General features: G+C 64.2%; 25 protein-coding genes and 1 tRNA gene. 14 read left to right on the top strand and 12 right to left on the bottom strand.

Features of this window, described 5'->3' with window-relative positions; genetic code table 11:
• Positions 1-34: 34 nt before the first annotated feature.
• The 3 genes from ygfZ to AC50X5_RS03780 are packed head-to-tail and all read left to right on the top strand — an operon-like array spanning position 35 to position 3,045.
• Complete coding sequence (gene ygfZ, locus AC50X5_RS03790; protein ID WP_494974760.1) at positions 35-1,117, top strand: CAF17-like 4Fe-4S cluster assembly/insertion protein YgfZ; 1,083 nt, start codon at positions 35-37, stop codon at positions 1,115-1,117.
• A complete protein-coding gene (locus tag AC50X5_RS03785) occupies positions 1,114-1,509 on the top strand; it encodes an ankyrin repeat domain-containing protein (protein WP_494974759.1) in 396 nt (131 codons plus the stop codon). The genes ygfZ and AC50X5_RS03785 overlap by 4 nt, the downstream gene beginning before the upstream one ends.
• Before the next feature lie 45 nt (positions 1,510-1,554).
• Positions 1,555-3,045, top strand: coding sequence for a DHA2 family efflux MFS transporter permease subunit (locus AC50X5_RS03780; RefSeq protein WP_494974758.1), 1,491 nt, complete (start codon positions 1,555-1,557; stop codon positions 3,043-3,045).
• An 18-nt stretch (positions 3,046-3,063) separates the two neighbouring features.
• Here the strand turns inward: AC50X5_RS03780 and AC50X5_RS03775 are convergent, their stop codons facing one another.
• From AC50X5_RS03775 to AC50X5_RS03735, 9 genes are all read right to left on the bottom strand, one after another.
• Positions 3,064-3,798, bottom strand: a complete 735-nt coding sequence (locus AC50X5_RS03775) for a GNAT family N-acetyltransferase (protein WP_494974757.1) — start codon at positions 3,796-3,798, stop codon at positions 3,064-3,066.
• Between the two features lie 103 nt (positions 3,799-3,901).
• Entirely contained in the window at positions 3,902-4,924 is a 1,023-nt protein-coding gene (locus AC50X5_RS03770) for an ATP-dependent 6-phosphofructokinase (protein ID WP_493984302.1), read from the bottom strand.
• Positions 4,925-5,022: 98 nt separating this feature from the next.
• Positions 5,023-5,652: a response regulator gene (locus AC50X5_RS03765; RefSeq protein WP_494974756.1), complete on the bottom strand. Its 630-nt coding sequence runs from the start codon at positions 5,650-5,652 to the stop codon at positions 5,023-5,025.
• A complete protein-coding gene (locus AC50X5_RS03760; RefSeq protein ID WP_494974755.1) occupies positions 5,649-6,920 on the bottom strand; it encodes a sensor histidine kinase in 1,272 nt (423 codons plus the stop codon). Before AC50X5_RS03760 ends, AC50X5_RS03765 begins: the two co-directional genes overlap by 4 nt.
• 14 nt (positions 6,921-6,934) lie before the next feature.
• On the bottom strand, positions 6,935-7,792 hold the full coding sequence (locus tag AC50X5_RS03755; protein WP_494974754.1) for an ABC transporter permease: 858 nt from the start codon (positions 7,790-7,792) through the stop codon (positions 6,935-6,937).
• Positions 7,789-8,751 carry an ABC transporter ATP-binding protein gene (locus AC50X5_RS03750; protein ID WP_494974753.1) on the bottom strand — a complete coding sequence of 321 codons (963 nt, stop codon included), beginning with the start codon at positions 8,749-8,751 and terminating at the stop codon, positions 7,789-7,791. The genes AC50X5_RS03755 and AC50X5_RS03750 overlap by 4 nt, the downstream gene beginning before the upstream one ends.
• Before the next feature lie 167 nt (positions 8,752-8,918).
• On the bottom strand, positions 8,919-9,179 hold the full coding sequence (locus tag AC50X5_RS03745; RefSeq protein ID WP_494974752.1) for a PspC domain-containing protein: 261 nt from the start codon (positions 9,177-9,179) through the stop codon (positions 8,919-8,921).
• Between the two features lie 3 nt (positions 9,180-9,182).
• Positions 9,183-9,449, bottom strand: a complete 267-nt coding sequence (locus AC50X5_RS03740) for a hypothetical protein (RefSeq protein WP_494974751.1) — start codon at positions 9,447-9,449, stop codon at positions 9,183-9,185.
• 1 nt (position 9,450) lies between these two features.
• Positions 9,451-10,965 carry a PspC domain-containing protein gene (locus AC50X5_RS03735; protein ID WP_494974750.1) on the bottom strand — a complete coding sequence of 505 codons (1,515 nt, stop codon included), beginning with the start codon at positions 10,963-10,965 and terminating at the stop codon, positions 9,451-9,453.
• A 124-nt stretch (positions 10,966-11,089) separates the two neighbouring features.
• Here AC50X5_RS03735 and AC50X5_RS03730 point away from each other — a divergent pair, with 124 nt between their 5' ends.
• A complete protein-coding gene (locus AC50X5_RS03730) occupies positions 11,090-12,502 on the top strand; it encodes an ATP-binding protein (RefSeq protein WP_494974749.1) in 1,413 nt (470 codons plus the stop codon).
• Positions 12,499-13,152, top strand: coding sequence for a LuxR C-terminal-related transcriptional regulator (locus AC50X5_RS03725; protein ID WP_494974748.1), 654 nt, complete (start codon positions 12,499-12,501; stop codon positions 13,150-13,152). Before AC50X5_RS03730 ends, AC50X5_RS03725 begins: the two co-directional genes overlap by 4 nt.
• Before the next feature lie 18 nt (positions 13,153-13,170).
• Here the strand turns inward: AC50X5_RS03725 and AC50X5_RS03720 are convergent, their stop codons facing one another.
• Positions 13,171-14,388 carry a pyridoxal phosphate-dependent aminotransferase gene (locus AC50X5_RS03720; protein WP_494974747.1) on the bottom strand — a complete coding sequence of 406 codons (1,218 nt, stop codon included), beginning with the start codon at positions 14,386-14,388 and terminating at the stop codon, positions 13,171-13,173.
• Positions 14,389-14,721: 333 nt separating this feature from the next.
• Here AC50X5_RS03720 and AC50X5_RS03715 point away from each other — a divergent pair.
• The 9 genes from AC50X5_RS03715 (at position 14,722) to rplL (ending at position 21,236) form a co-directional block, all read left to right on the top strand.
• A tRNA-Trp gene (locus tag AC50X5_RS03715) sits at positions 14,722-14,794 on the top strand.
• A 95-nt stretch (positions 14,795-14,889) separates the two neighbouring features.
• Complete coding sequence (gene secE / locus AC50X5_RS03710) at positions 14,890-15,150, top strand: preprotein translocase subunit SecE (protein ID WP_463934673.1); 261 nt, start codon at positions 14,890-14,892, stop codon at positions 15,148-15,150.
• A 111-nt stretch (positions 15,151-15,261) separates the two neighbouring features.
• Positions 15,262-16,122 (top strand): transcription termination/antitermination protein NusG, encoded by an 861-nt coding sequence (gene nusG / locus AC50X5_RS03705; RefSeq protein WP_494974746.1) that lies wholly within the window; start codon positions 15,262-15,264, stop codon positions 16,120-16,122.
• Between the two features lie 130 nt (positions 16,123-16,252).
• Positions 16,253-16,684 (top strand): 50S ribosomal protein L11, encoded by a 432-nt coding sequence (gene rplK, locus AC50X5_RS03700; protein WP_248759567.1) that lies wholly within the window; start codon positions 16,253-16,255, stop codon positions 16,682-16,684.
• Between the two features lie 142 nt (positions 16,685-16,826).
• Positions 16,827-17,534, top strand: coding sequence for a 50S ribosomal protein L1 (rplA, locus tag AC50X5_RS03695; RefSeq protein ID WP_463934670.1), 708 nt, complete (start codon positions 16,827-16,829; stop codon positions 17,532-17,534).
• Between the two features lie 119 nt (positions 17,535-17,653).
• Complete coding sequence (locus AC50X5_RS03690; protein ID WP_494974745.1) at positions 17,654-18,781, top strand: GNAT family N-acetyltransferase; 1,128 nt, start codon at positions 17,654-17,656, stop codon at positions 18,779-18,781.
• A 5-nt stretch (positions 18,782-18,786) separates the two neighbouring features.
• A complete protein-coding gene (locus AC50X5_RS03685) occupies positions 18,787-19,905 on the top strand; it encodes a GNAT family N-acetyltransferase (RefSeq protein ID WP_494974744.1) in 1,119 nt (372 codons plus the stop codon).
• A 298-nt stretch (positions 19,906-20,203) separates the two neighbouring features.
• Complete coding sequence (gene rplJ, locus AC50X5_RS03680; RefSeq protein ID WP_494974743.1) at positions 20,204-20,782, top strand: 50S ribosomal protein L10; 579 nt, start codon at positions 20,204-20,206, stop codon at positions 20,780-20,782.
• A gap of 76 nt (positions 20,783-20,858) precedes the next feature.
• Positions 20,859-21,236: a 50S ribosomal protein L7/L12 gene (rplL, locus tag AC50X5_RS03675; protein WP_493984317.1), complete on the top strand. Its 378-nt coding sequence runs from the start codon at positions 20,859-20,861 to the stop codon at positions 21,234-21,236.
• A gap of 114 nt (positions 21,237-21,350) precedes the next feature.
• Here the strand turns inward: rplL and AC50X5_RS03670 are convergent, their stop codons facing one another.
• Complete coding sequence (locus AC50X5_RS03670; protein ID WP_494974742.1) at positions 21,351-21,854, bottom strand: aminoacyl-tRNA deacylase; 504 nt, start codon at positions 21,852-21,854, stop codon at positions 21,351-21,353.
• A gap of 40 nt (positions 21,855-21,894) precedes the next feature.
• Entirely contained in the window at positions 21,895-23,088 is a 1,194-nt protein-coding gene (locus tag AC50X5_RS03665; RefSeq protein WP_494974741.1) for an acetyl-CoA C-acetyltransferase, read from the bottom strand.
• Positions 23,089-23,294 lie beyond the last annotated feature (206 nt).

Here is a 23,294-nt window from a genome sequence, read left to right as displayed (position 1 = left end):
AATACTGCCGGCAGGACAGGACGTTCTTTCGGTTATGAACTCTAAAAGCCCTCTGTTGCTGCGCCCCGGCGCCGTCGAAGCCGCCGGCCTGGACACCGGAGTGGCCTCCCACTATGGTGAGCCCCTCCGGGAGCAGCGCGCACTGGCTAATGGCAGCGCCGTCGTCGACCTTTCCCACCGCGGGGTGGTTACGGTCAGTGGTCCGGACCGCCTCAGCTGGCTGAACACACTGTCCTCACAGCAGCTCACCCAGCTGCCCCCGGGACAGTCCACCGAACTGCTGTTGCTCAGTGTGCAGGGCAGGATCGAATATGACGCCAGGGTAGTGGACGACGGCGGGACCACCTGGCTGCTGGTCGAGGCCGCCGAGGCTGCACCGCTGGCTGAGTGGTTGAACCGGATGAAGTTCATGCTCCGGGTTGAGATTGCGGACCTCTCCGGGGACTGGGCAGTGGTTGGTTCAACGCGTCCCGTGGAGGAATGGTCGGGCCTGACGGTCTGGCAGGACCCATGGCCCAATGTCACCACCGGCGGCTATTCGTACTCGATCATCAGCGAAGACCAGCACCCCGGCCGTGAACGTCCCTGGTTCGAGTACCTCGTTCCCGCGGCGGAGCTGGAAACCACTGTGGGGAACCGCCAGTTGGCGGGCGCCTGGGCAGCGGAAGCGCTGCGGATCGCCGCATGGCGCCCACGCTGGGGTGCCGAAACCGATGATCGCACCATTCCCCACGAACTGGACCTGCTCCGTACCGCCGTGCATCTCTCCAAGGGCTGCTACAAGGGCCAGGAGACTATCGCCCGCGTGCACAACCTGGGCCATCCACCGCGGCGCCTGGTGTTCCTGCAACTGGACGGTTCCCAGCACACCCTTCCGGCAGCCGGCAGCGAGGTCATGGCCGGCGGCCGCAAGGTTGGCACGGTCACGTCCGTCAGCCAGCATTACGAGATGGGCCCGGTCGCATTGGCTGTTGTTAAGCGTTCCGTTGCCCCGGATGAAACACTGACTGTCATGGACGGCGACGAACCCTACACCGCCGCCCAGGAAGTAATCGTTGCCCCCGACGCCGGCCAGGTAGTCGGGCGCCAGACAGGATTCCTGAGGGGGACCCGATGACCGATTCCCAGCCTGCCCCGGACGCAGACGCCGTCGACCTTGCCCATACGCTCTTCGACAGCGCCCGCGCCGGTGACGCTGCACTCCTTGCCCGCTACCTCGAAGCCGGCGCGCCAGCCACGCTGACCAACGCCGCCGGTGACTCCCTGCTGATGCTTGCGGCCTATCACGGACATGCGGATACGGTTCAGCTGCTCCTGGGCCACGGTGCTGACGCTAACGCCATCAATGACCGTGGCCAGACCTCCTTGGCCGGGGCCGCCTTCAAGGGTTACACCGACGTCGCCCGGGTGCTTCTTGGAGCCGGTGCTGATCCGGATGCCGGAACACCCTCGGCCCGCGCCGCTGCCGGGATGTTTGATCGCAAGGACATCCTGGAGTTGCTGGGCTAGTCAGGTTACATCCGGCGCCGGCCGGCATTGGAGGGGGAGTTGGTTGTGGAAGAAGTGAACAGGCCGTGGGCTGCGCTGTGGGCCCTGGTGATCGGGTTTTTTATGATCCTGATCGACATCAACATTGTCTCGGTGGCCAATCCCCGCATCATGGAAAGCCTTCAGGCAGACATCAACGCGGTGATCTGGGTGACCAGCGCCTACCTTCTGGCGTACGCCGTGCCGCTGCTGGTTACCGGCCGCCTGGGCGACAGGTTCGGACCCAAGAACCTGTACTTGGGCGGGCTGGTGCTGTTCACCCTGGCCTCACTCTGGTGCGGCCTCTCCACCGATATCGGCATGCTGATCGTGGCCCGCGTTTTCCAGGGCCTGGGTGCAGCGCTGATGACACCGCAGACCATGGCCGTCATTACGCGCATCTTCCCGCCGGACCGCCGGGGCGCAGCCATGGGGCTCTGGGGTGCCACAGCAGGCGTGGCCACCCTGGTGGGGCCCATCCTGGGTGGAGTCCTGGTGGACAGCCTGGGCTGGGAATGGATCTTCTTCATCAACGTGCCCATTGGGATCGTGGGCTTCGTCCTGGCCTGGCGCTTTGTCCCGTCGCTGTCCACGCATCCCCACCGGTTCGACATCCCCGGCGTGGTGCTCAGCGCCGTCGGGCTCTTCCTGCTGGTGTTCGGCATCCAGGAAGGGGAGTCCTACAACTGGGGCACCATCGCCGGACCCGTCACTGTGTGGTCCCTGATCATTACGGGCATAGCGGTTCTGACCGCCTTCGTCGCCTGGCAGAAGTACGGCAGGGGTGAGCCGCTGCTGCCCCTGGGGCTCTTCAGGGACCGGAACTTCTCGCTCGCGAACATCGGCATCACAGCCGTAGGATTCGCCGTCACCTCCTTCAGCCTGCCGCTGATTTTTTACTACCAGATGGTACGCGGACTGACGCCCACCCAGTCCGCATTGCTGATGGTGCCGATGGCCCTCATCATGGCCGGGCTGGCGCCCGTCGTTGGGCGCTACCTGGACCGCGTGAACCCCAAGTTCATCAACTGCGCGGGGCTGGTCCTGATGGCCGTCGCGCTTGCCTGGAACTCCTTGTTGATGAGGCCGGACACCCCCATCCTGATGTTCCTGTTGCCCAGCGTGGTCCTCGGCTTTGCGAACCTGGGCATCTGGGCGCCGCTGGGCACTACAGCTACGCGCAACCTGCCGCCACGGCAGGCCGGAGCGGGCTCCGGCGTCTACAACACCACCCGGCAGGTCGGTTCCGTGCTGGGCAGCGCAGCCATCGCGGTGCTGATCCAGGCGCGCCTGGCCGCCGAGCTGCCGGCAGCGGCAGGCGCGGCGTCGGAATTTTCCGGGCAGTTGCCCGAGGCCCTGCATACAGGATTTTCGACGGCGATGGGCCAGTCCATCATGCTGCCGGCCGCCGTGGTGCTCCTGGGCGCGGCCGTGGTGCTGTTCTACGAAAAGCCAAAGGCCGCCATCAATTGGGACAAGCCGGAGCTGAGCGGTGCCCAGTCCGCTCAGCAGGGCTGACCGGGTTCCTCCGGGCCACTACCTTTTCGAAGCCGGGCTGCCCAGCAGCACGGTTGTATGGATGCCGCCCGTGACGAATCCCAGACTTCGGGCTATAGCCAGCGAACCTGTGTTGCTGACTTCGGCCCGCCACTGCAGGGTAAGCCCCGAGGCCAAAGCCTCATGGGAAGCGATGGAAACAGCCAGGGAACCCAGGCCGCGGCGCCGCCAATCGGGGGCCACCAGCACGCCCAGCTGCGCCAGCAGGCCCTCCCATTCGGCGTAACCGGCGCTGGCAATGGGCACCTGGCGGCCATCGTCGTCGTGGATCACTGTGTAATGGTGGGCCAGCTCCGCCAAACCAACTTCATTGACGTCGTCCGGCGGGCACCGCGACTCCAGTTCAATTGCGTCCCGGTCCGCATGCGAGACAGTCAGCTCCTCCGACGGCTGCTGAAGCGGCAGGTCGTCTGCGAAGAAGAGCGCAGTTGCACCCAGGCCGTGCCCGCCATGGCCGCGGGCGAGCGTCATCAGGGTGACATGCTGTGCCAGGTCTTCGTCCGGAATCGTCGCAGCAGCCTCCACCGCCCATGCCGGGCCCACCAGGGCAGACGCGCCAAAAAGCCGGACAAACTGGACGCTGGAGGCCGAATCATCAACCCGGACAATGCGTTCGCCGCTGCTGAGCGCTTCACCAAAGGTGTGGTCAGCCAGGCCAAGATGCCGGGCCCAGGCGAGTTGGATGATCTCTGCGCTGCCGTGGTCCAAAGTCATGGTCCCAGCCTACCCACGGCCCGGGCCCGGCTTTAGCGCCGGCTTAGCGCCGGCCAAGGAACCGCCTGGTGCCCGGCGCGAGCCGTCGTTCACTGCAGAAGGCCTAGCCGAAGAGGACAGCGGCTTCGTCATACCGGTGTTGTGGCACGCTTTTGAGCTTGCCCAGCGCCTGTTCGAAGCCGACATGGGCAATGTCCGTGCCATTGAGCGAGACCATAGTGCCCCAGCGCTCCTCCACCACGGAGTCCACCGCGGCCATGCCCAGCCGGGTGGCAAGGACACGGTCGAACGCGGAAGGCACGCCGCCGCGCTGGATGTGGCCAAGGATGGTGGCACGGGTTTCAATTCCCGTGCGGGCCTCGATCTCCGGCGCCAACTGGTCCGCGATGCCACCAAGACGGGGACGGCCGAAGGTGTCCAGGCCACGCTCCGAGTGCGGAGTCTCCATGGTCGCCGTCACGAAACCCTCAGCGACTACCACCAGCGGCGCGCGTCCGCGGTCGTGGGCTTCCTGCACCCATTCGCAGATCTGTTCAATGCTGGTGCTGTTTTCCGGGATGAGGATGGCGTGGGCACCCGCGGCCATGCCGGCGTGCAGGGCAATCCAGCCAACATGCCGGCCCATGACCTCTGCGATCATGCAGCGGTGGTGGGATTCACCCGTGGTGCGGAGCCGGTCGATGGCCTCGGTGGCGATCTGGACGGCCGTATCGAAGCCGAAGGTGTAGTCCGTCGCGTCAAGGTCGTTGTCCACAGTCTTGGGCACGCCGACGATCTTCAGCCCGACGTCCGTGAGCCGCTTGGCCGCGGCCAGGGTTCCTTCACCGCCGATGGCGATGATGGCGTCAATGCCCATGCGGTCCATATGGGCCTTAATGGTTTCAGGGCCGCCACCGTTTTCGAACGGGTTGGTGCGGGAGGTGCCAAGGATGGTTCCGCCCTGCTTGGCGATGCCGCGCACCATGGTACGGGGAATGTCGATGACGTCACCTTCGACGACGCCGCGCCAGCCATCGAGGAAGCCCACGAATTCGTGGCCCTGGATGATGCCTTTAAGTACGGCGCCGCGAATGACAGCATTCAGCCCGGGGCAATCGCCGCCGCTGGTGAGGATTCCAATTTTCATTATCTCTGGCTCAATCCTGGTTGGAAGGAATACAGGCAGAGCGCCACGCTGAGCTCACATAGAGTCTAGTGGGGAGTGTGCGGTACGACACAAACCGGTTACAAAAGGCCGCGCTGCATGGCGATGACTACTGCCCGCGTCCGGTCATCGACGTCGAGCTTGTTGAAGACGCGTAGGAGATGCGTCTTGACCGTGGCCTCAGCGATGTGAAGCCGGGCAGCGGCCTCAGCGTTGCTCAATCCGTCTGCGACACAACGGAGGACCTCTACTTCCCGGGCCGTAAGCTGTGGCCGGTCCGGCGTCCGCATCCGGGAGACCAGGCGTGCTGCTACCGGCGGTGCCAGCACTGTCTCGCCGCGGGCAGCGGCGAAGACGGCGTCGATGATCACGTCCCCTGGCGAGTCTTTCAGAAGATAGCCCACCGCCCCCGACTCCACTGCACGGACTATGTCCGTGTCGCCGTCGTACGTGGTAAGGATGAGCACTCTTGTGTCCGGGAAGCGCTCACGTATCTGTTCTGTGGCGCCGGCGCCGTCCAGCACGGGCATGCGCAGGTCCATCAGCACCACGTCCGGGCGGTGTTCCACAACGGCGGCCAGGGCTTCCTGGCCGTTGGACGCGTCCGCGATGACCTCGATCCCGGCCGCAGTGCCCAGCAGGGTGGCCAGGCCGCCACGGACCACAGGATGGTCATCGGCCAAAAGTACGCGGATGGGCCGTGGGCTCATGGGGCACTTTCCTTTTGGAGGTCCGGTCCGGTGCGGTCCGGGGCGGCAACAGATACAGGAACGACGGCGGTGAGCTCAGTACCGGCGGCGGATGACTGCACCTGCAGCCTGCCGCCGATTTCAGCCAGCCTGGCGGACATTGACTTCAGGCCGAACCCCGGGTGGGAGGCAGCGGTGTCGAAGCCGCGGCCGTTGTCGCGGACGATCAAGCGGAGCTCCTGCGGCCCTGCTGTTGTCCCCGGTGCCGGACCGGCACGGACTTCCAGCCACGCCCGGGAGGCGCCGGAGTGTTTGCGGATATTGTTCAGGGCCTCTTGGGCGGTCCTGAGCAAGGACACCTGCTCAGTGGAGGAGAGCGGCGGCAGGGTGACAGGTACATCCACGGCCAGGTGGAGGTCCTCCAAGTGCAGGCTTTGCGGCAGGCGCTTCAAAGCTGCCAGCAAGTCACCGCCCTGGACGTCCGTGGCCACACCGGAAGCCACAAGGGAGCGTGCTTCGGCAAGGTTTTCCCGGGCGGTCCTTGATATCGCGGCCAGGCTGTCCATAATCTCAGACGGCCCTTTCCTCCGCTGCTGGGCCTGCGCAGCTTCCGAGAGCATGGCGATAGAGGTGAAGCCCTGGGCCAGGGTGTCGTGAATTTCCCGGGCCATGCGTTCGCGTTCCAGCAGGGCTCCGCGGGCCTGCTCAGCGGCGTTGAGGTCGGTACGCGCGGCTTTAAGTTCCGCCAACAGCTCAGCGCGCTGCTCGCTTTGCTCGATGACCTTGGAGATCCAGACTCCGATCATGCAGCTCACTGCGAAGGATATGACCAGCTGGGCGGTGATGCTGTAGACGGCCGTGCCGCCCAGGCCATAACGGCTGACCTGTCCGGCCGCTACTCCCAGGCAGAGCACGGCGGTGGCAACTACTCCCTGACGCTGCGAGGCCGTGAACATCCAAACCTGCGGGAAGGCCACAAACAGCAGGGCTCCGGCACCGTCGTGGACGAAGGACAGGAACACCACCACGGTGACCAGCACAGCAACGTAGAAAGCCGGCCGGTGGGTCCGAAGGTCCCGGGTCCGGGTCAGGAACGGATACACCACCCCAAGCAGTCCCAGGGCACCCACAACCAGCGGTGTTGCAGGCTGCGGCGGCTGGCCCAGGACCGCCAGATAAGCCAGGCTGGCCAGGACGGAGTAGAACCCTGTATGCCACCAGATCATGGAAGTGGTCCACACGGAACGCGCGGGAAGCAACCGCTCCGTCCGGCCCCCGAGGTTGCTCATGAGAGCACCTTAACTTATTTCTGCGGAGGCCATTTGAACGCCAGCCGGGCCAGCACTGCTCCAGCCACGGCCCAAATGCCCAGCACCAGGAAAGTCATGGGCAGGTCGTATCCGCCGCCGGGCTCTGCCGTTTCAAATCCGGCGGGCAGGAAAACCGACCTGAAGGCACTGGCGCTCCAGCGGAGCGGGAAAAAGTTCGTCACTGACTGCAGCCACTCCGGAAGTTGCGAGAACGGGAAGTAAACGCCAGAGGTGAAGGACAGGAGCAGGACCGGAAGCACCGCCAGCGTCGAGGCGCTCTGGGCTGACTTTGGCAGCGCAGTGAAAGCAATGGCCACGGTGGCCCACGCCGCCGTCGAGAGCACCATCAGCGCACCCACCAGTAACCAGGCGCCGGCATCGGCGGGCAAAGACACGTCGAAGAGGAAGCGTGCGGCAAGGAGGAGCAGCACCGTTTGCGCGCAGATCAGATATAGAGTCTGGCCCGTCTTGCCCAGGAAATAGGAGGCAGCGGGCAGCGGGGTCCCGGCGAGGCGCTTGACCGTTCCGTTGAAGCGCTCGGTGGCGACGTAGGTGCTGAGGTTCTGGAAGCCGCTGAGGATGGTGCTCAGGGCGAGCATCCCGGGGAGGTAGTAGTGTGCCGGGGTGACTCCGCCTTCGCCGTTCGGGCCTGCTCCGAGGCTGGGCTCGTCTCCGAACACTGTTCCAAAGAGGGACAACATCAGGATCGGGAAGAACAGCACCAGGACCAGTGAAAGCACATCCCGGTTAAAAAGCTTGATTTCCAGAGCTGCGCGGTGCATGCCCAGGCCCAGTACGGACGGTCGCCACTGCCGGGCGGCGGGGGATTCAACTGCGGGCAGAGCGGTCATAACAGGACTCCTTCGGAGGGTTTTGCTGCGGCAGCGCCGCCGGGACCGGAAGCTGCCGCGGGATGGGGCCCTGCTTGCTCCGCGGCGCCGATGAGCTGAAGGTAGACTTCCTCAAGGCTTGGCCGCACAACGGCCAGTTCCGGTAACTCGCGAGATCCGCCAGCGGATAGTTGGTTCACCAGGGCAGCGGGCCGTTCGGTGATCTGCTCGTGGAACCCGGCCGCGTCCCGCCACCGCACGCGTGGCACCCGGAGGGCAGGGCCGCCGATCTCATCCGGCGCGCCTTCGGCAATAAGCTGTCCTCGGTTGATCACGCCGATCCGGTCCGCCAGTTGCTCCGCTTCATCCAGGTAATGGGTGGTCAGGACGATGGTGGTGCCGCCACTGCCCAGAGTTCGAATGAGATCCCAGAATTGTCTCCGGGCTGCCGGATCAAATCCGGTGGTGGGTTCATCCAGGAACAGAACCTCCGGCTGCCCGACAATTCCGAGGGCGACGTCGAGCCTGCGGCGCTGGCCGCCCGAGAGAGTGGAGATGCGCGCACCTTCCTTGCCGCCCAGTCCCACTGCTTCAATGACCTCGGCAACCGGACGGGGCGCCGGAAAGCAACGGGCCAGGGAGCCCAGAGCTTCATGGACGCGGAGTTCTCCGGCGTCGGAAGCCTCCTGGAGGACGATGCCGATGCGTGCCCTGAAGGCCGGCGGTGCCTTCCAGGGGTTTGTTCCCAGGACGCGGACTTCGCCGCGGTCCGGGCGCCGGTGCCCTTCGAAGATCTCGATGGTGGTGGATTTCCCGGCGCCATTCGGGCCGAGGAGGGCGTATGTTTCCCCTGACCGGATGGTCAGTTGGAGCTGGTCCACGGCGGCGAACGTTCCACCGTTGGGCTGCTTGTAGTTTTTGCTGAGGTTCCGGACTGTGATGGCGTCAGTACCCGGGCGCGAGTCCGCTGGAAGGTTCATGCCTACAGCGTGGCATGGGGCCGTGCCTGCCCGGCAGGCCCAACCGGTTGAACCTGGAGTCCACCAAACGGTTGACCCCACCACGAACGGGAACAGCTCGATAGCAGTGCCGGAACAGCAGAAGGCCACCGCTCCAAACGGGGGCGGTGGCCTTCAGAGCGACGTGGTCAAGGGCGGTCAATCGACCGTTTGTCCAGGAAGGATTCCAGGAGGATCCTGTTGGTTCTCGAATCCGGCAGGACCAGCCAGGCTGCCAGGTAGAAGATAATCGCCGGGCCTGGCAGCAGGCTGAACAGCAGGAAGGCGATCCGTACGTAAGCCACTTCGACGTTGAGCTTGGCGGCGATTCCGCCCAGCACGCCTCCGAGCCAACGTTGGGGTCCACGGTTCAGGCCGAGACCCCTGACGATGCTGAAAAACTTGTCCATGGATCAAGACTTCCCTGTTGAGGTGCCATTGTCACGCTTTCGGGCCGAAATGATGCCGCCGATCACCAGGGCGGCTCCGGCGCCGATCATCAGGCCCACCAGGACATACGTTCCGTTCAGGGTGACCAGGCCAAGCTGTGAGATGACGATGAGGACCGCCAGGGCGACGATAATCAGCCCCCACACAATTGTTCCGACGCGGGCGCGGGGAGTGCCGCCGTCGTGATTCCCGGGGACCCCGGCAGCGGGATCCGGTTCGACTGTAGACATGTCAGTTTCCTTCCTGGATGGTCACGTTGCTGAAAGTGCCATCAATGGTGACCACCAGGGCTGAGCCTGGAAGTTCAGAGTTATAGCTGCTTTCCCGGGTGGAGATTCCGCCACGGTCGCCGCCACGTTCCTGGATGTTTCCCATCGTCATGTCGGCGCTGATCCGCACCGGCACGTCGTCAGGGATGACCACGGTGAAATCGCTGGCCGTGATGTCCAGGGGAACTTCGACATCGGCACTCAGTGGGGCGTCAAGGTCCAGGCCGTTGAGATCGATGGTTCCCCGGGCCCCCGTAATGTCGTAGCCCTGCCTGGCTTCCTGAACGGTCGCGGGGGTCCAGATCACGCCGTTAGCAGCGAAGCGGTTGTTGTGGTGGGAGACATTGAATGCGGCGCTCACCAGGAGGGCGATGACGGCGAGGAAGCCCAGCAGCCCGGAGGTTCGGCCCCGGGCTCCGGACAGGACAATCCCGATACCCAGCACAGCGGCCGCTGCAGCCAGAACCACCGCGGTTACTCCATGGGGTGATCCGTTGGGTGCATCGCCCAGGTTGATCACGTTGGCGGCGTCAAGGAGCTTCAGGCCGCCGCCTACCAGCAGGGCAATGCCGGCCGTGATGGCCACTGCCGGTGCCCCGGGGCCGGAAGGGCGGGGCTTGGCCGGTGGTGCCGGGCGTTGCGGCGGCATTCCTGCCGAACCCTGACCATATGGTCCTTCACCGTACGGTGCCCGGTAGGGGGCGCCGCCCGAGGCCACATACGGAGCGGCATAGGGCGCCGCGTAAGGGGTTGTATACGGTGCCGAACCAGCGGAGTAGTCAGGAGCGCCGTAGCTGGTAGTTCCGTAGGAACCGCCAACCTGGCCGGCAGCTGCAGTGCTCCGGCGGCCCCTGTCGACCAACAGGTAAACCACCAGGACAACGATGCCCAGCCAGAAGCACGCCCACAGGAAGCCGCCCAGTCCGCGCTCACCGCCCCAATAGCCGCCGCCCAGGCCACCAAAGCCCAGCAGGGTTGTGACGAGCGATCCTGTCATGCCACCGGTCCAACGGCCGGCCGCTGCTTCCTGGACGTGGATCCGTCCATCCGGCTCCGGCAGGAAAGCCCAGCCGATGCCGTAGAGAAGCACGCCGATCCCTGCGAACAGGGCCAGCACAATGAAGATTCCGCGGACAATAATCGGGTCGATGCCGAGCCTCGCTGCGACTCCACTGGAAACGCCGCCTACCCAGCGGTTCGATCCGCGCTGAATGCCACGGCTGCGGACCCAGTTGAAGAAGTCCTGGGGAGGCGGTGCCATGGTTGGCGGCCCCGAAGGCGTAGGCCCGGCGGATCCGGCGGCGCCCTGTCCGGTACGGTAGCCGCCACCGGGCTCCCCGCCTGGTTGTCCGTCCGTGGACCGGGGGAGGGGTTCTGTGGGGTTGGTCGGGGAACCTGCGCCGGGCTCCGGCGTGTGGCCCGCGCCGGCACCGTCCGGGCCGGCGGGGTCTTCAGGGGTGGGGTGCTGAGTGTTCATGCCTCAATCCTTCCCCGGTACGGGTATCCGCTCTACTGGGGGACACCCTGAACGCACCCTGAGTCACCCCCGGTTGGCGGCTGATTCCGCTCCGGGGTGCCCTGATCCGTGTTTGGATTGAATCATGACCACCGCTCCCCTCCGCCCTCCGTTGACCCGCAGCGGAGACCGCATGATTGCCGGGGTGTGTTCGGGCCTCGCCCGGCACCTCGGCTGGCCGGTGCGGAATATCCGGATCGCCATGGCGCTCGCGGCCGTGTTGGGCGGCTCGGGTGCTGTCTTTTATGCGTGGCTGTGGATCATGGTTCCCACTGCGGATGAAGCGGCCCGGCGCAATGCCCGCCGCCCGGCGTCGGCCATTGCTCCCGCCGTCAGCCAGCCTTTTGGTCCCAGTGCTGGGTTGTGGCCGGCCGGGCCCCCAGCACCCGGCTCCGGCCCCGAAGCTGGTGCCCCGCAGGGCGGCGAGGGCCCCGGCGGCCGCAGCGGGCCCAGCAGTCGCACCAACTTCAGCGGGCGCACAGAGGATGGCAGCGTCAACGGGGGCCTCCGAGGTTGGTCCACCATTCCCTACGGCAAGGAAATCCTCCTGGGTTCCGGGCTGCTCCTGGTGGCAGGGATCCTGATTGCACAAATGCTCGGTGCCAATGTCCCGTTGGGCACCATCATTCCAGCGGCTGCAGTGCTGGGCGGGGCTGCCATCGCATGGATGCAGCTGGACGAGAACCGCCGCACGGGCCTGCTGGAGAAGGCCGGTGCCCGCCAGCAGGGCGGCTGGGTGCGGGTGGCTGCGGGGTTGGCCCTGGTAGTTGCCGGCGTGCTGGTAACGGTGTCCGGCTCGGGGTCGTGGGAACAGACCTGGCTGGCACTCCTTGCATCCGTGGCCGTGCTGGGCGGCGTAGCCCTGGTACTGCTCCCGTGGGGCCTGAAGTTCTGGCGCGATCTCGAGATCGAACGGGCCGGCCGGGTCCGTGAAACCGAGAGGGCAGAGATTGCGGCCCACCTTCACGACTCCGTCCTCCAGACCCTCGCGCTGATCCAGCGGCGGGCAGGCAACGAGCACGACGTCGTCCGGCTGGCCCGTGCCCAGGAACGCGAGTTGCGTGCCTGGCTATACCGGGACACGGCCGCGGATCCCGCACAGCTATCAGAGCGGATCAAGGCAGCAGCGGCGGAGGTCGAGGATGCTTTGGGTAACGCCGTCGAGGTGGTGACCGTTGGGGACACCCTGGTGACCGAACAGCACGAAGCCCTGGTCCAGGCTTCCCGCGAGGCCATGTTCAACGCCGCCCGCCATGGGGGTGGGACAGTTTCCGTCTATGCGGAGATTGCCGGGAACAGCGCCGAAGTCTTTGTCCGCGACCGCGGGCCGGGATTCGATCCGCAGGCCCTGCCGCCTGACCGTTATGGAGTACGGGAATCGATCATCGGCCGTATGAAACGCCATGGTGGAGAAGCGGTTATCACCAGTTCAAATGAAGGTACCGAGGTCCGCCTGACACTGCCGGCCAGTACGGAAAATGTGGAGGCAAAGCCATGACACAGCAATCTGCGCGGGTGGTCATTGTGGACGACCATGCGATCTTCCGGTCCGGGCTCAAGGCAGACCTGGGCGACGGGATCGACGTCGTGGGTGAGGCCGCAACCGTTGAACAGGCCATCGCCGTCATCGCGCAGACGCGTCCCGACGTCGTGCTTCTCGACGTCCACCTGCCCGGCGGGCTGGGCGGCGGCGGGCGCGAAGTCATCGCCGGTTCCGCTCCGCTGCTGGGCAGCACTAAATTCCTGGCCTTGAGTGTCTCGGACGCCGCGGAGGATGTCGTAGCTGTCATTCGCGCCGGTGCCCGCGGCTACGTCACGAAAACCATCTCCGGGGTAGAAATCACCAACGCGGTGTTCCGGGTGGCCGGAGGCGACGCGGTGTTCTCCCCACGGCTCGCAGGGTTTGTGCTGGATGCCTTCGGCACGGCACCGGCGGACATCGCCGACGACGAACTTGACCGCCTTTCAGCCCGCGAGCTCGAGGTGATGCGGCTGATCGCCCGCGGCTACAGCTATAAGGAAGTAGCCAAGGAACTGTTCATCAGCATCAAGACCGTGGAAACCCACGTCTCAGCTGTGCTTCGTAAGCTGCAGCTGTCCAGCCGGCATGAGCTGACCAAATGGGCGGCAGAGCGCCGTCTCCTTTAGCAGGGCTCGTAAGGACCCTTACCGGGCTTTACCCAGGAAGTCCTGGAGCCGGGCAACGCCGGTGGCCAGGTCCTCGTCACCGAGTGCGTACGACAGGCGCAGGTAGCCGGAGGGGCCGAATGCTTCTCCCGGCACCACTGCCACCTCTACCTCGTCCAGGATCAGTGCTGCCAGTTCTGCCGAAGTCGACGGGGTGGCGGAACCGGCCGCCGTCGGGAATGCCTTACCCAGCAGCGCACGGACGTCCGCGTAGACGTAAAAGGCACCTGTCGGCGTCGGGCATTCGACACCTTCGATTGCGTTGAGTCCGGCAACTATCGCCTTGCGGCGGCGGTCAAAGGCCACCTTCATCTCGTCGACGGCGGTCAGCGGACCGGAGACCGCTGCCAGTGCTGCGACCTGCATGATGTTCGAGACGTTGGATGTTGCGTGCGACTGCAGGTTGGTGGCTGCCTTGATGACGTCGGCCGGACCGATCATCCAGCCGACCCGCCAGCCGGTCATGGCGTAAGTCTTGGCAACACCGTTGAGGATGACAACCTTGTCCCCGAGTTCGGGGGCGGCGGTGGCGATGGAGGTGAACGGGACGCCGTCGTACGTGAGGTGCTCGTAAATTTCATCGGTAACCACCCAGAGGCCCTTGGCCGCGGCCCACTTGCCGATCTCCGCGACCTGTTCCGGCGAGTACACCGAGCCGGTGGGGTTGGACGGCGAGACGAACAGCAGGATCTTGCTTCGCTCCGTCAGCGCGGCTTCCAACTGCTCAACGGTGACCAGGTAGTCCTGCTCAGGGCCCGCGAAGACCTCCACGGGTACACCGCCAGCCAGGCGGATCGCCTCCGGGTAGGTGGTCCAGAACGGGGTGGGGACAATCACTTCGTCGCCCGGGTCCACCAGGGTGGCGAAGGTGTTGTAGACGGCCTGCTTGCCGCCGTTGGTTACCAGGACCTGGGATGGGTCCACGGCGTAACCGGAATCGCGCAGCGTCTTGGCGGCAATGGCCTTCTTCAGTTCGGGCAGCCCGCCCGCGGGGGAGTAGCGGTGGTACTTCGGCTGACCGGCCGCCTCAACGGCTGCCTTGACGATGTAGTCCGGCGTGGGAAAGTCCGGCTCGCCGGCGCCGAATCCAATGACAGGCCGGCCAGCGGCCTTCAGCGCCTTGGCCTTGGCATCCACGGCGAGGGTGGCGGACTCGGCGATGGCGGAGATTCGGCGGGAAACGCGGGCGGCAGACATGGCAGGTCCGTTCGTCACTGGCAGCACGGGGCTGGTTTGGTGGATTGGTTCGGGTCCTACTCTATGCTGTTCGCCGGATATTCCAGGCTCTGCCGGATCAAATATGAACCACCGGGGAGAGGCCTGAACGCCCACTGGTTCCGCTTGAAACATGCCGCTGAAGTACGCCGCAGGACGCTGGTTCGACGTAGGGCAAGTTCTTGCGTAGACTGGTTCACCGGTGTTGAAAACACGGACGATGCGTTATGCCTTTCGAATTGTCTCGGTAATTGCCCTGGTAATTGCCTTGGTATCTGCTGGGCCGGCGCACCTCCGGAAGTGTTTTTGATCCATAGGGTAGTGGCGCAATTGGTAGCGCAGCGGTCTCCAAAACCGCAGGTTGCAGGTTCGAGTCCTGTCTGCCCTGCGCAAGCTGTTCCGGCGGGTAGCCGGAACCAGCGCAGCAACATGGTCCGGCTCCGGACCGGGTAAACCGACATCGCAAAGAAGAGTGAGGCTCTGGTGACCGAAACGGCTGCGGGCAGCTCCAAAGGCAGCCCGGCTAAAAAGGCTGGATTCTTCGCCCGCATTACTCTCTTCGTCCGCCAGGTTATTGGCGAACTGAAGAAAGTGGTATCTCCTACCCGGAAAGAGCTGATCAACTACACCATAGTGGTGCTGGTGTTTGTGGCCATCATGATGGTCATCGTCAGCCTGCTTGATATCGGGTTCGGAACCGCCGTCGGCTGGGTCTTCGGCAGCTCGGGTTCAACGGACCAGTAGGGCTATAGCTCCGCAGGCTGCGTGTTTCTCCGGTAACCGGAGCAATTCACGGGGTCTGTGGAATTGAGCCATTTAAATAGCATGTTTAGCAATGAGGAAGCAGGAGACCAAGTGTCTGAGCAGGAGCTCGAGGTAACCGGGACTGAGCTGGAAGAGTCCACGGACAACACGGCAGAGGCTACGGCTGGCGCCGGCGATGAGTCCGTGGCTGAGTCTGCTGCGCCCGCCGGCGAGTCCGACGAAGACATCGTTGCAGGCGAAGACGCCGAGCCCGCCGAAGACGCGGACGACTCCGAAGGTGCTGCCGATACAGAAGGCACGGAAGGCAGCGAAGCGGATGCACTCGCTGCTGCCGCCGCAACTGCTGCTGCCGATCCGGCTGAAGAGTTCAAGGCCAAGCTGCGCCGCCAGGAGGGTGACTGGTATGTCATCCACTCCTACGCAGGTTACGAGAACCGCGTGAAGGCAAACCTTGAGACCCGCATCCAGACCCTGGACATGGAAGATTACATCTTCGAAATCCAGGTGCCCATGGAAGAGGTCGTTGAGATTAAGAACGCTCAGCGCAAGGTCATCAACCGCGTCCGGATTCCCGGTTACGTCCTGGTCCGCATGGACCTCACGGATGCCTCATGGGGCGCCGTCCGCCACACTCCGGGTGTCACCGGCTTCGTGGGCAACGCCCACAACCCGGTCCCGCTGCGCCTCGATGAAGTCTTCTCCATGCTCGCTCCCGTCTTCGAAGAAGAGCAGGCCGAGAAGGGCAAGCCGGTCAACAAGCAGAGCCAGGCCCCCGTGGACATCGACTTCGAGGTTGGCGAATCCGTCATCGTCAAGGAAGGCCCCTTCGAGACCCTTCCCGCCACGATCTCCGAGATCAAGGTCGATTCCCAGACCCTGGTGGTCCTCGTGTCCATATTCGAACGCGAAACCCCTGTCACCCTGGCGTTCAACCAGGTCAGCAAGATCTAGCACCATCACAGAATTCGTTCCGCAACTGCCCGCTTAGCAGCGGCGGAACGGCCGGCCGCCTCGCCATGGCGGCCAAAAACCTGAGGCACGCTCCTGTGCCCCAGGACGTAATTGAGAGAAGGACCCTACATTGGCTCCCAAGAAGAAGGTCACCGGCCTCATCAAGCTGCAGATCCAGGCAGGTGCCGCTAACCCGGCCCCGCCGATCGGTCCTGCGCTTGGCCAGCACGGTGTCAACATCATGGAATTCTGCAAGGCGTACAACGCTGCGACGGAATCCCAGCGCGGCAACGTCATCCCCGTGGAAATCACGGTCTACGAAGACCGTTCATTCACATTCATCACCAAGACCCCGCCGGCTGCGGAACTCATCAAAAAGGCTGCCGGCGTAGCCAAGGGTTCCCCCACCCCGCACACGGTCAAGGTTGCAAAGCTCACCCAGGCCCAGGTTAACGAGATCGCCACCACCAAGATGGAAGACCTCAACGCCACCAGCCTCGAAGGTGCAGCAAAGATCATTGCCGGTACCGCCCGTTCCATGGGTATCACTGTCGAGGGCTAATAGCCCTCCCCGCCGGGAAACCGGCACCACCGAAACATTAAAATGTCGCAAGATCCGGGCTGGATAGAACAGCCGGAACGGCGACTGTGGCAGGGCCCAGCGCGGTCCGCAGACCACAACTGCACAAGGAGAAATAAGCAGCATGGCAAAGCGCAGCAAAGCATATGAGGCAGCAGCCGCCAAGATCGGGACAGACAGCGTCTACACCCCGTTCGAAGCAGTTACGCTCGCCAAGGACACCAACCCGTCCAAGTTCGACGCCACTGTAGAGGTTGCCTTCCGTCTGGGCGTTGACCCCCGCAAGGCTGACCAGATGGTCCGCGGCACGGTTATCCTTCCCCACGGCACGGGCAAGACGGCCCGCGTCCTGGTGTTCGCGAACGGTGACAAGGCAGAAGCAGCAATCGCTGCCGGCGCCGACTTCGTTGGTTCCGATGACCTGATCGAAAAGATCGCAGCCGGCTGGACCGACTTCGACGCAGCCGTGGCTACCCCGGACCTCATGGGCAAGGTTGGCCGCCTCGGTAAGGTACTGGGTCCCCGTAACCTGATGCCGAACCCGAAGACCGGCACCGTTACCGCTGACGTCGCGAAGGCTGTCAACGACATCAAGGGTGGCAAGATCGACTTCCGCGTCGACAAGCACTCCAACCTGCACTTCATCATCGGCAAGGTTTCCTTCGACGCCCTCAAGCTGGCCGAGAACTACGCCGCAGCACTGGAAGAGGTGCTCCGACTGAAGCCGTCCGCTTCCAAGGGCCGCTACATCCAGAAGGCCACCGTGGCCACCACGTTCGGCCCGGGCATCTCCGTGGACCCGAACGTCACGAAGGTCCTGACCGAAGCGTAAGCTTCCTCGAACAAAGCAAAGCCGCCCGGCATCACCGGGCGGCTTTGCTGTTTAACTGCCCGAACAAACCATCCCTGGTTTTCGTCGCGGCCGGGCGGGCAGAGGCTTAGGCTGGCAGGATGAGCAAGCGGACGGGCAGCCTGGACATCACCGCTGTGGCGGTTCCTCCCCTGCACTTCGAACCAGGGGAGCCCGGCGGCACACCTGCCGATGTGCCGCCGTCGGCCGATTTTGATGCCTGCCAGGCACTGCGCGAGACGGTGGAGCTGGAGCGCTGGGGAGACCTGGACCGGTGCCCTACCCGCGCAGAGAGCCTGGTGCACTGGCAGGGAACGCCCTACGAGGACCGGCGGCTGTTCCTGGCGCGGCTGGACGGTGAGCCGGTCGGGAGGTGCTCGGTTGAGCTGCCGCTGCGGGAGAACACGGCGACGGCGGGAATCCAGGTCATCGTGGCGCACGACTTCCGCATGCAGGGGCTCGGAACAGCCCTGCTGGAGTTTGCCGAGCGCGTGGCCATGCGGGAGCGCCGTACCTCGCTGGACGGATACGTGGAGATCCCGGCCGGACTGCTCGACGGCGCCACTGACCTTTTGCCCGCGAATTCCGGCTCCGGAGCCTTGCCGCTGTCCGAACCCGCCATTGCCTTTGCCTCGGCAGCCGGATATCAGCTGGAACAGGTGGAACAGTCCAGCCGGGTGGACCTTGAAGAAATTGAACCGAAGCTGGCCGAGCAGGAAGCGGCCATCCTTCCGCAGGCGGCCGGATACGAACTGGTGTGGTGGCGTGGATCGTGTCCGAAGGAGCTGCTGGACGGATTTGCCGCGCTCAAGCGTCGCATGAGCACCGACGTCCCTACTGCCGGCCTGGATTGGGAAGAGGAAGACTGGGACGCCGAACGGGTGCGGCGTGCTGAAAGTCAGCTTGCCCTCAGCGGGTATGAGTCGTTGCTGACAGCCGCCAAGGATCCCCTCAGCGGGCAGCTTGTGGCCTACACCGAGCTCAATTGGCGGCCCGGCTCGAGGACGGCGTTCCAGCAGGACACCCTCGTCATTTCCGGTCATCGGGGGCGAAACCTCGGGATGCGCGTCAAAATCGAGAACCTTCGCCGGGCCAGTCGGCAATGGCAGGACGCGCGGCACGTCTTGACGTGGAACGCCGTGGAGAACCGGCATATGCTGGCGATTAACATGTCGCTTGGTTTCAGGCCCGCCGGGTATCAAGGTGAGTGGCAAAAACGGCTGAATTGAGTCCCATGGCAGATAACGTACGGATTGAGCAGCTTTGGATTCCTGACTCGCTGGAAGCGGAGGATGCGCTCGACTTCCTCGCCGCGATCGAGGTGGGCCGCAAGGTCAGGATGCAAACGTGGGGGAGCGATGACCTGGCCTATACCGCGCAGGAAAAAATGCTGGAGCTGGCGGATCCGTATGAGCGCCAGATCATTCTGATCGCGCGGGTGGACGGTGAAATTATCGGCACGGCGGACATTGCCTTACCCCTGACCGAGGACCTTGACGTAGCAGAGTTCACGCTGGATATCCTGCCTGAGTTCCAGCGCAGGGGAGTTGGCCGCCGGTTGCTGGAGGCCGCCGAGCACCTGGCCAGGAGCGCGGGCCGCAGCCGGATCCTGGTAGACACCAACCATCCGGGGGCCACCTTGGATGAGTTCTCGCGCGGCCAGCTGGTACCCGAATCCGGCCAGGGATTTGTGCCGCTCGAAAGCCGCGAGGTGGACTTCGCACAACGCACCGGATACACCTTGGAGCACATTGAGCAGTTCAGCTCCTGCCTGCTGCCATTGGATACCAAGCTTGTTGGGGACCTCACCGCCGAGGCCGAGGAAGCCAATGCGGGGAGGTACCGGCTGCACCATTGGACGGATCGCTGCCCTGACGAGTGGCTGGAGGGCGTCGCACTCCTGGAAAACCAGGCCGGAGCGGACCTGGATGCGGACCTTCAAGGCGGCTTGGAGCAGGGCCTGGTGTTCGACGGCGCCATGTTGCGGGAAGCCGAAGACGTCACCATTGCCCAGGGCCGGCGTACGGTGGTCACCGCCGTCGAGGAAATCGCCAGCGGGGCACTGGTGGGGCTGACGACCATCACCGTCCTGGCCCACCGCCCGGACATCGTCTTCCAGGATGACACCCTGGTACTGCAGGGGCACCGAGGCCACAAGCTGGGCCTGCTGATCAAGGTGGCCAACATGGTCCGCCTCACCGAACAGTTCCCGGATGCCCGGGTCATCTACACCTGGAACGCTCCCGAGAACAGGTACCTGCTGACAGTCAACCGGCAATTGGGCTTCACCACCGCCGGGGTCACCGGAACGTGGCGGAAGGAACTGCCCCACATGGGGTCCAGCAGCAGCTGAGGGCGGATTTGGTGGTAGCCGGGCTTGTCCCGTAAGCTTGAACTACCAAAGACCGTCGGTTGTTGGAAATCCACCCCCTGAAGTTCAACTCACTTCTGCAGTTGCGCGCCAGGGAACCAGTGGGTCTCCGGACGAAGGCCCCTCAACGCAGGGCGGCCGGCGCAGGTGAACGAAGCAAAAACTCCGCAGGTTTGTTCTGTGTTGAGCCAAGCCCCGTGCATCTGCGCGGGGCGTTTTTAGTTTTAGCCCACCTGGGCAGGGACCTCCGAATACCGGCACTATTCCCGGAAGGAGGGTTATGGCAACGCCTACCAAGGTTTCAGCAGTAGCTGAGATCACTAACGATTTCAAGGAATCGAACGCCGCTGTCCTGACCGAATACCGCGGGCTCACCGTTGCACAGCTCAAGCAGCTGCGTGTTTCTCTCGGCCAGGACACCAAGTTCTCGGTCGTCAAGAACACCCTGACCGCCATTGCAGCCAAGGAAGCAGGCGTTGAAGCTTTCAATGACCAGCTCGCCGGCCCCACTGCAATTGCTTTCATCAAGGGTGACGCCGTTGCAGCTGCCAAGAGCCTGACGGATTTTGCCAAGACCAACAAGCAGCTGGTTATCAAGACCGGTTACTTCGAGGGCAAGGCACTGAACGCCAGCGAAGTTGTTGCCCTGGCAGCACTCGAGTCCCGCGAGCTGCAGCTCGCCAGGGTTGCAGGTGTCCTCAAGGCACCCGCCGCCGCCGCTGCACGCACCATTGATGCCCTGCGCCTCAAGCTTGAAGAAGAGAACGGTGCACCGGCAGCTGCCGAGGCTCCCGCCGCTGAAGAAGCCCCCGCAGAAGCTGAAGCTTCGGTTGAAGCTCCTGCAGCCGAAGAGAACTGATTTTCTCTTCCACCCAACAGACTCCGGTGTGTGAGGCCCCAGGCCGCACGTCACCACTAAAGGAAGGACGCCAACCATGGCGAAGCTCACCAACGAAGAGCTCATTGAAGCTTTCAAAGAACTGACCATCATCGAGCTCTCCGAGTTCGTTAAGCTCTTCGAAGAGACCTTCGAAGTTACCGCTGCTGCTGTAGCTGTTGCTGGCCCCGCCGGCGGCGGCGCTGCAGAAGAGGTCGAAGAGAAGACTGAATTCGACGTCGTCCTCGAATCTGCCGGCGACAAGAAGATCGCGGTTATCAAGGAAGTTCGTGCCATCACGTCCCTGGGCCTCAAGGAAGCCAAGGACGTTGTCGACAGCGCTCCGAAGGCCGTCCTCGAAGGCGTCACCAAGGAAGCTGCCGAGAAGGCCAAGGATCAGCTCGAAGCTGCAGGCGCCACCGTTACCGTCAAGTAACACACGCTTTCTGCTCCAAAGCACGCAGAAAACCCCGTCCACTTCGGTGGGCGGGGTTTCCTGTTTTAAACCGCCTGCTTTATATCGGGTGGCGGCGGAAGGAAACTTCGGGGCTTAGCCTGGCTCCGAAATATCCGCGACGACGGCATCCAGTGCGGCGATCAGGGCGTCAGAGTCCACAAAAGCACTCACGCCGTGTTCGCCGGCACCCATGGAAATCCGGTGCCCGGCCACGGCACTGTCCGCGTAAACCGGCCATGCCATGCGGCTGCCCAGCGGCGTGATGGTCCCGCGTTCGTAGCCCGTAGCTTCGAACGCGGCATCAGCAGGCGGCAGGGACAGTTTGTTGACGCCCACCAGCGCCCGCAGCTTGGGCCATGAGATCTGCCTGTCACCCGGTATCAGGGCGAAGAGGAACGTGCCGTCCTTGTGCTTGACCACCAGGGACTTCACAATATCCGACGGCGGGATCCCCAGGATCTGCGCCGCTTCAGGCAGGCTGCGGGCGGACTGCCGCTCCACCAGGTCCACTTCCAGGCCGAGCGCGCGTGCGCCGGCCAGGAACCTGTCCCGTCCGCTGGGGCCGGCGGCAGTACCCATTGAATGCTGACCGGTCATGGGCAGCGTCCCATCAGCGGCGTCGCACTGGCGGAGCCCACTAGTCGCGGTACAGCAGCAGGGCTTCGCCCTGACCGCCGCCGCCACAGAGTGAAACTGCCGCCTTGCCCTGGCCGCGCCGCTTCAACTCGAAGGCGGCATGCAGCGCAAGCCTGGCTCCTGACGCGCCAATTGGATGGCCAAGAGCAATAGCGCCGCCGTGGAGATTGCATTTGTCCAGCGGCAGCTTCAGGTCCTGCAGCGACTGCACGGCCACAGAACCAAAGGCCTCATTGATCTCCACGAAGTCCAGGTCCGCGGGAGTCCAGCCCGCCTTGTCCAGGGCGGCAAAGATGGCATTGGCAGGCTGGGAGTGCAGCGAGTTGTCAGGACCTGCAACCTGGCCCGGTTTACCCACTACCGCCAGGTACTCCAGTCCGTTTGCCTCGGCGTAGGCGCGGGACGTCAGCACAAGTGCGGAAGCGCCGTCGGAAAGCGGTGAAGAGTTGCCCGCCGTGATAGTGCCGTCTGTGGCAAAGGCCGCGCGCAGCCCTGCCAATGTGTCCACTGTGGTTTGGGGACGGATGCCCTCATCCGTGGCCACGAGGATGGGATCGCCCTTGCGCTGCTTGACGCTGATGGGCGTGATCTCTGCCGCGAGCACCTCCGCGGCCGCCGCCGCGCGCTGGTGCGAGGCTGCTGCTACTTCGTCCTGCGACGTCCTGTCGATCCTGCGGGAAATGTTGCCGCTCTCGGTGGAGAGGCCCATGGACTGTCCGTCGAACGCGTCCGTCAGGCCGTCATGGGCGGCCACATCCAAGGCCTGGATGGCACCGTAGGTCCAGCCCTGACGGGATCCGGGCAGCAGGTGTGGCGCCCTGGTCATGGATTCCTGGCCACCGGCCACCACAACCTGGGCATCGCCGCTGCGGATTGATCTGGCGGCGTCGATGACCGCTGTCAGGCCGGACAGGCACACCTTGTTGATAGTGACGGCCGGGACGTCCCAGCCGATTCCGGCACCGATTGAACTTTGCCGCGCAGGGTTCTGCCCGGCGCCCGCCTGCAGGACCTGGCCCATAATCACGGCGTCAACCTGCTCTGTGCTGATTCCGCCCGCAGCCAGGGCACCCTTGATGGCGTGGGCCCCGAGCTCGACAGCGGTGAAGCTGGCGAGTTGGCCGTTCAACTTCCCCTGAGGGGTGCGGGCTGCTGAAACGATGACAACGTCAGTGTTGTCTACGGTGTTGGTCATGGCAATCTTCCGTCCGGAGTCAATGTAGGCCTAGGCTACCGTGGCCTCGAACGCCGTGCGCTGAGAACGCCTGCATTCAAGGCCTCTTTTTAAACGTCCGACACCCGGCTGTAATTCCTGCAAGGGCACCATTCCAGGTACTGCCGAATGCGTCACCCTTCGCCTCCAGGGAAGCTGCGCAACAGGGTGCTTGCAATACGCGGGGA

The organism is Pseudarthrobacter sp. MDT1-40-2 (assembly GCF_059383595.1).
Note: the sequence above shows the minus strand (reverse complement) of the source record. Positions and strands in the feature narration are given on the sequence as shown.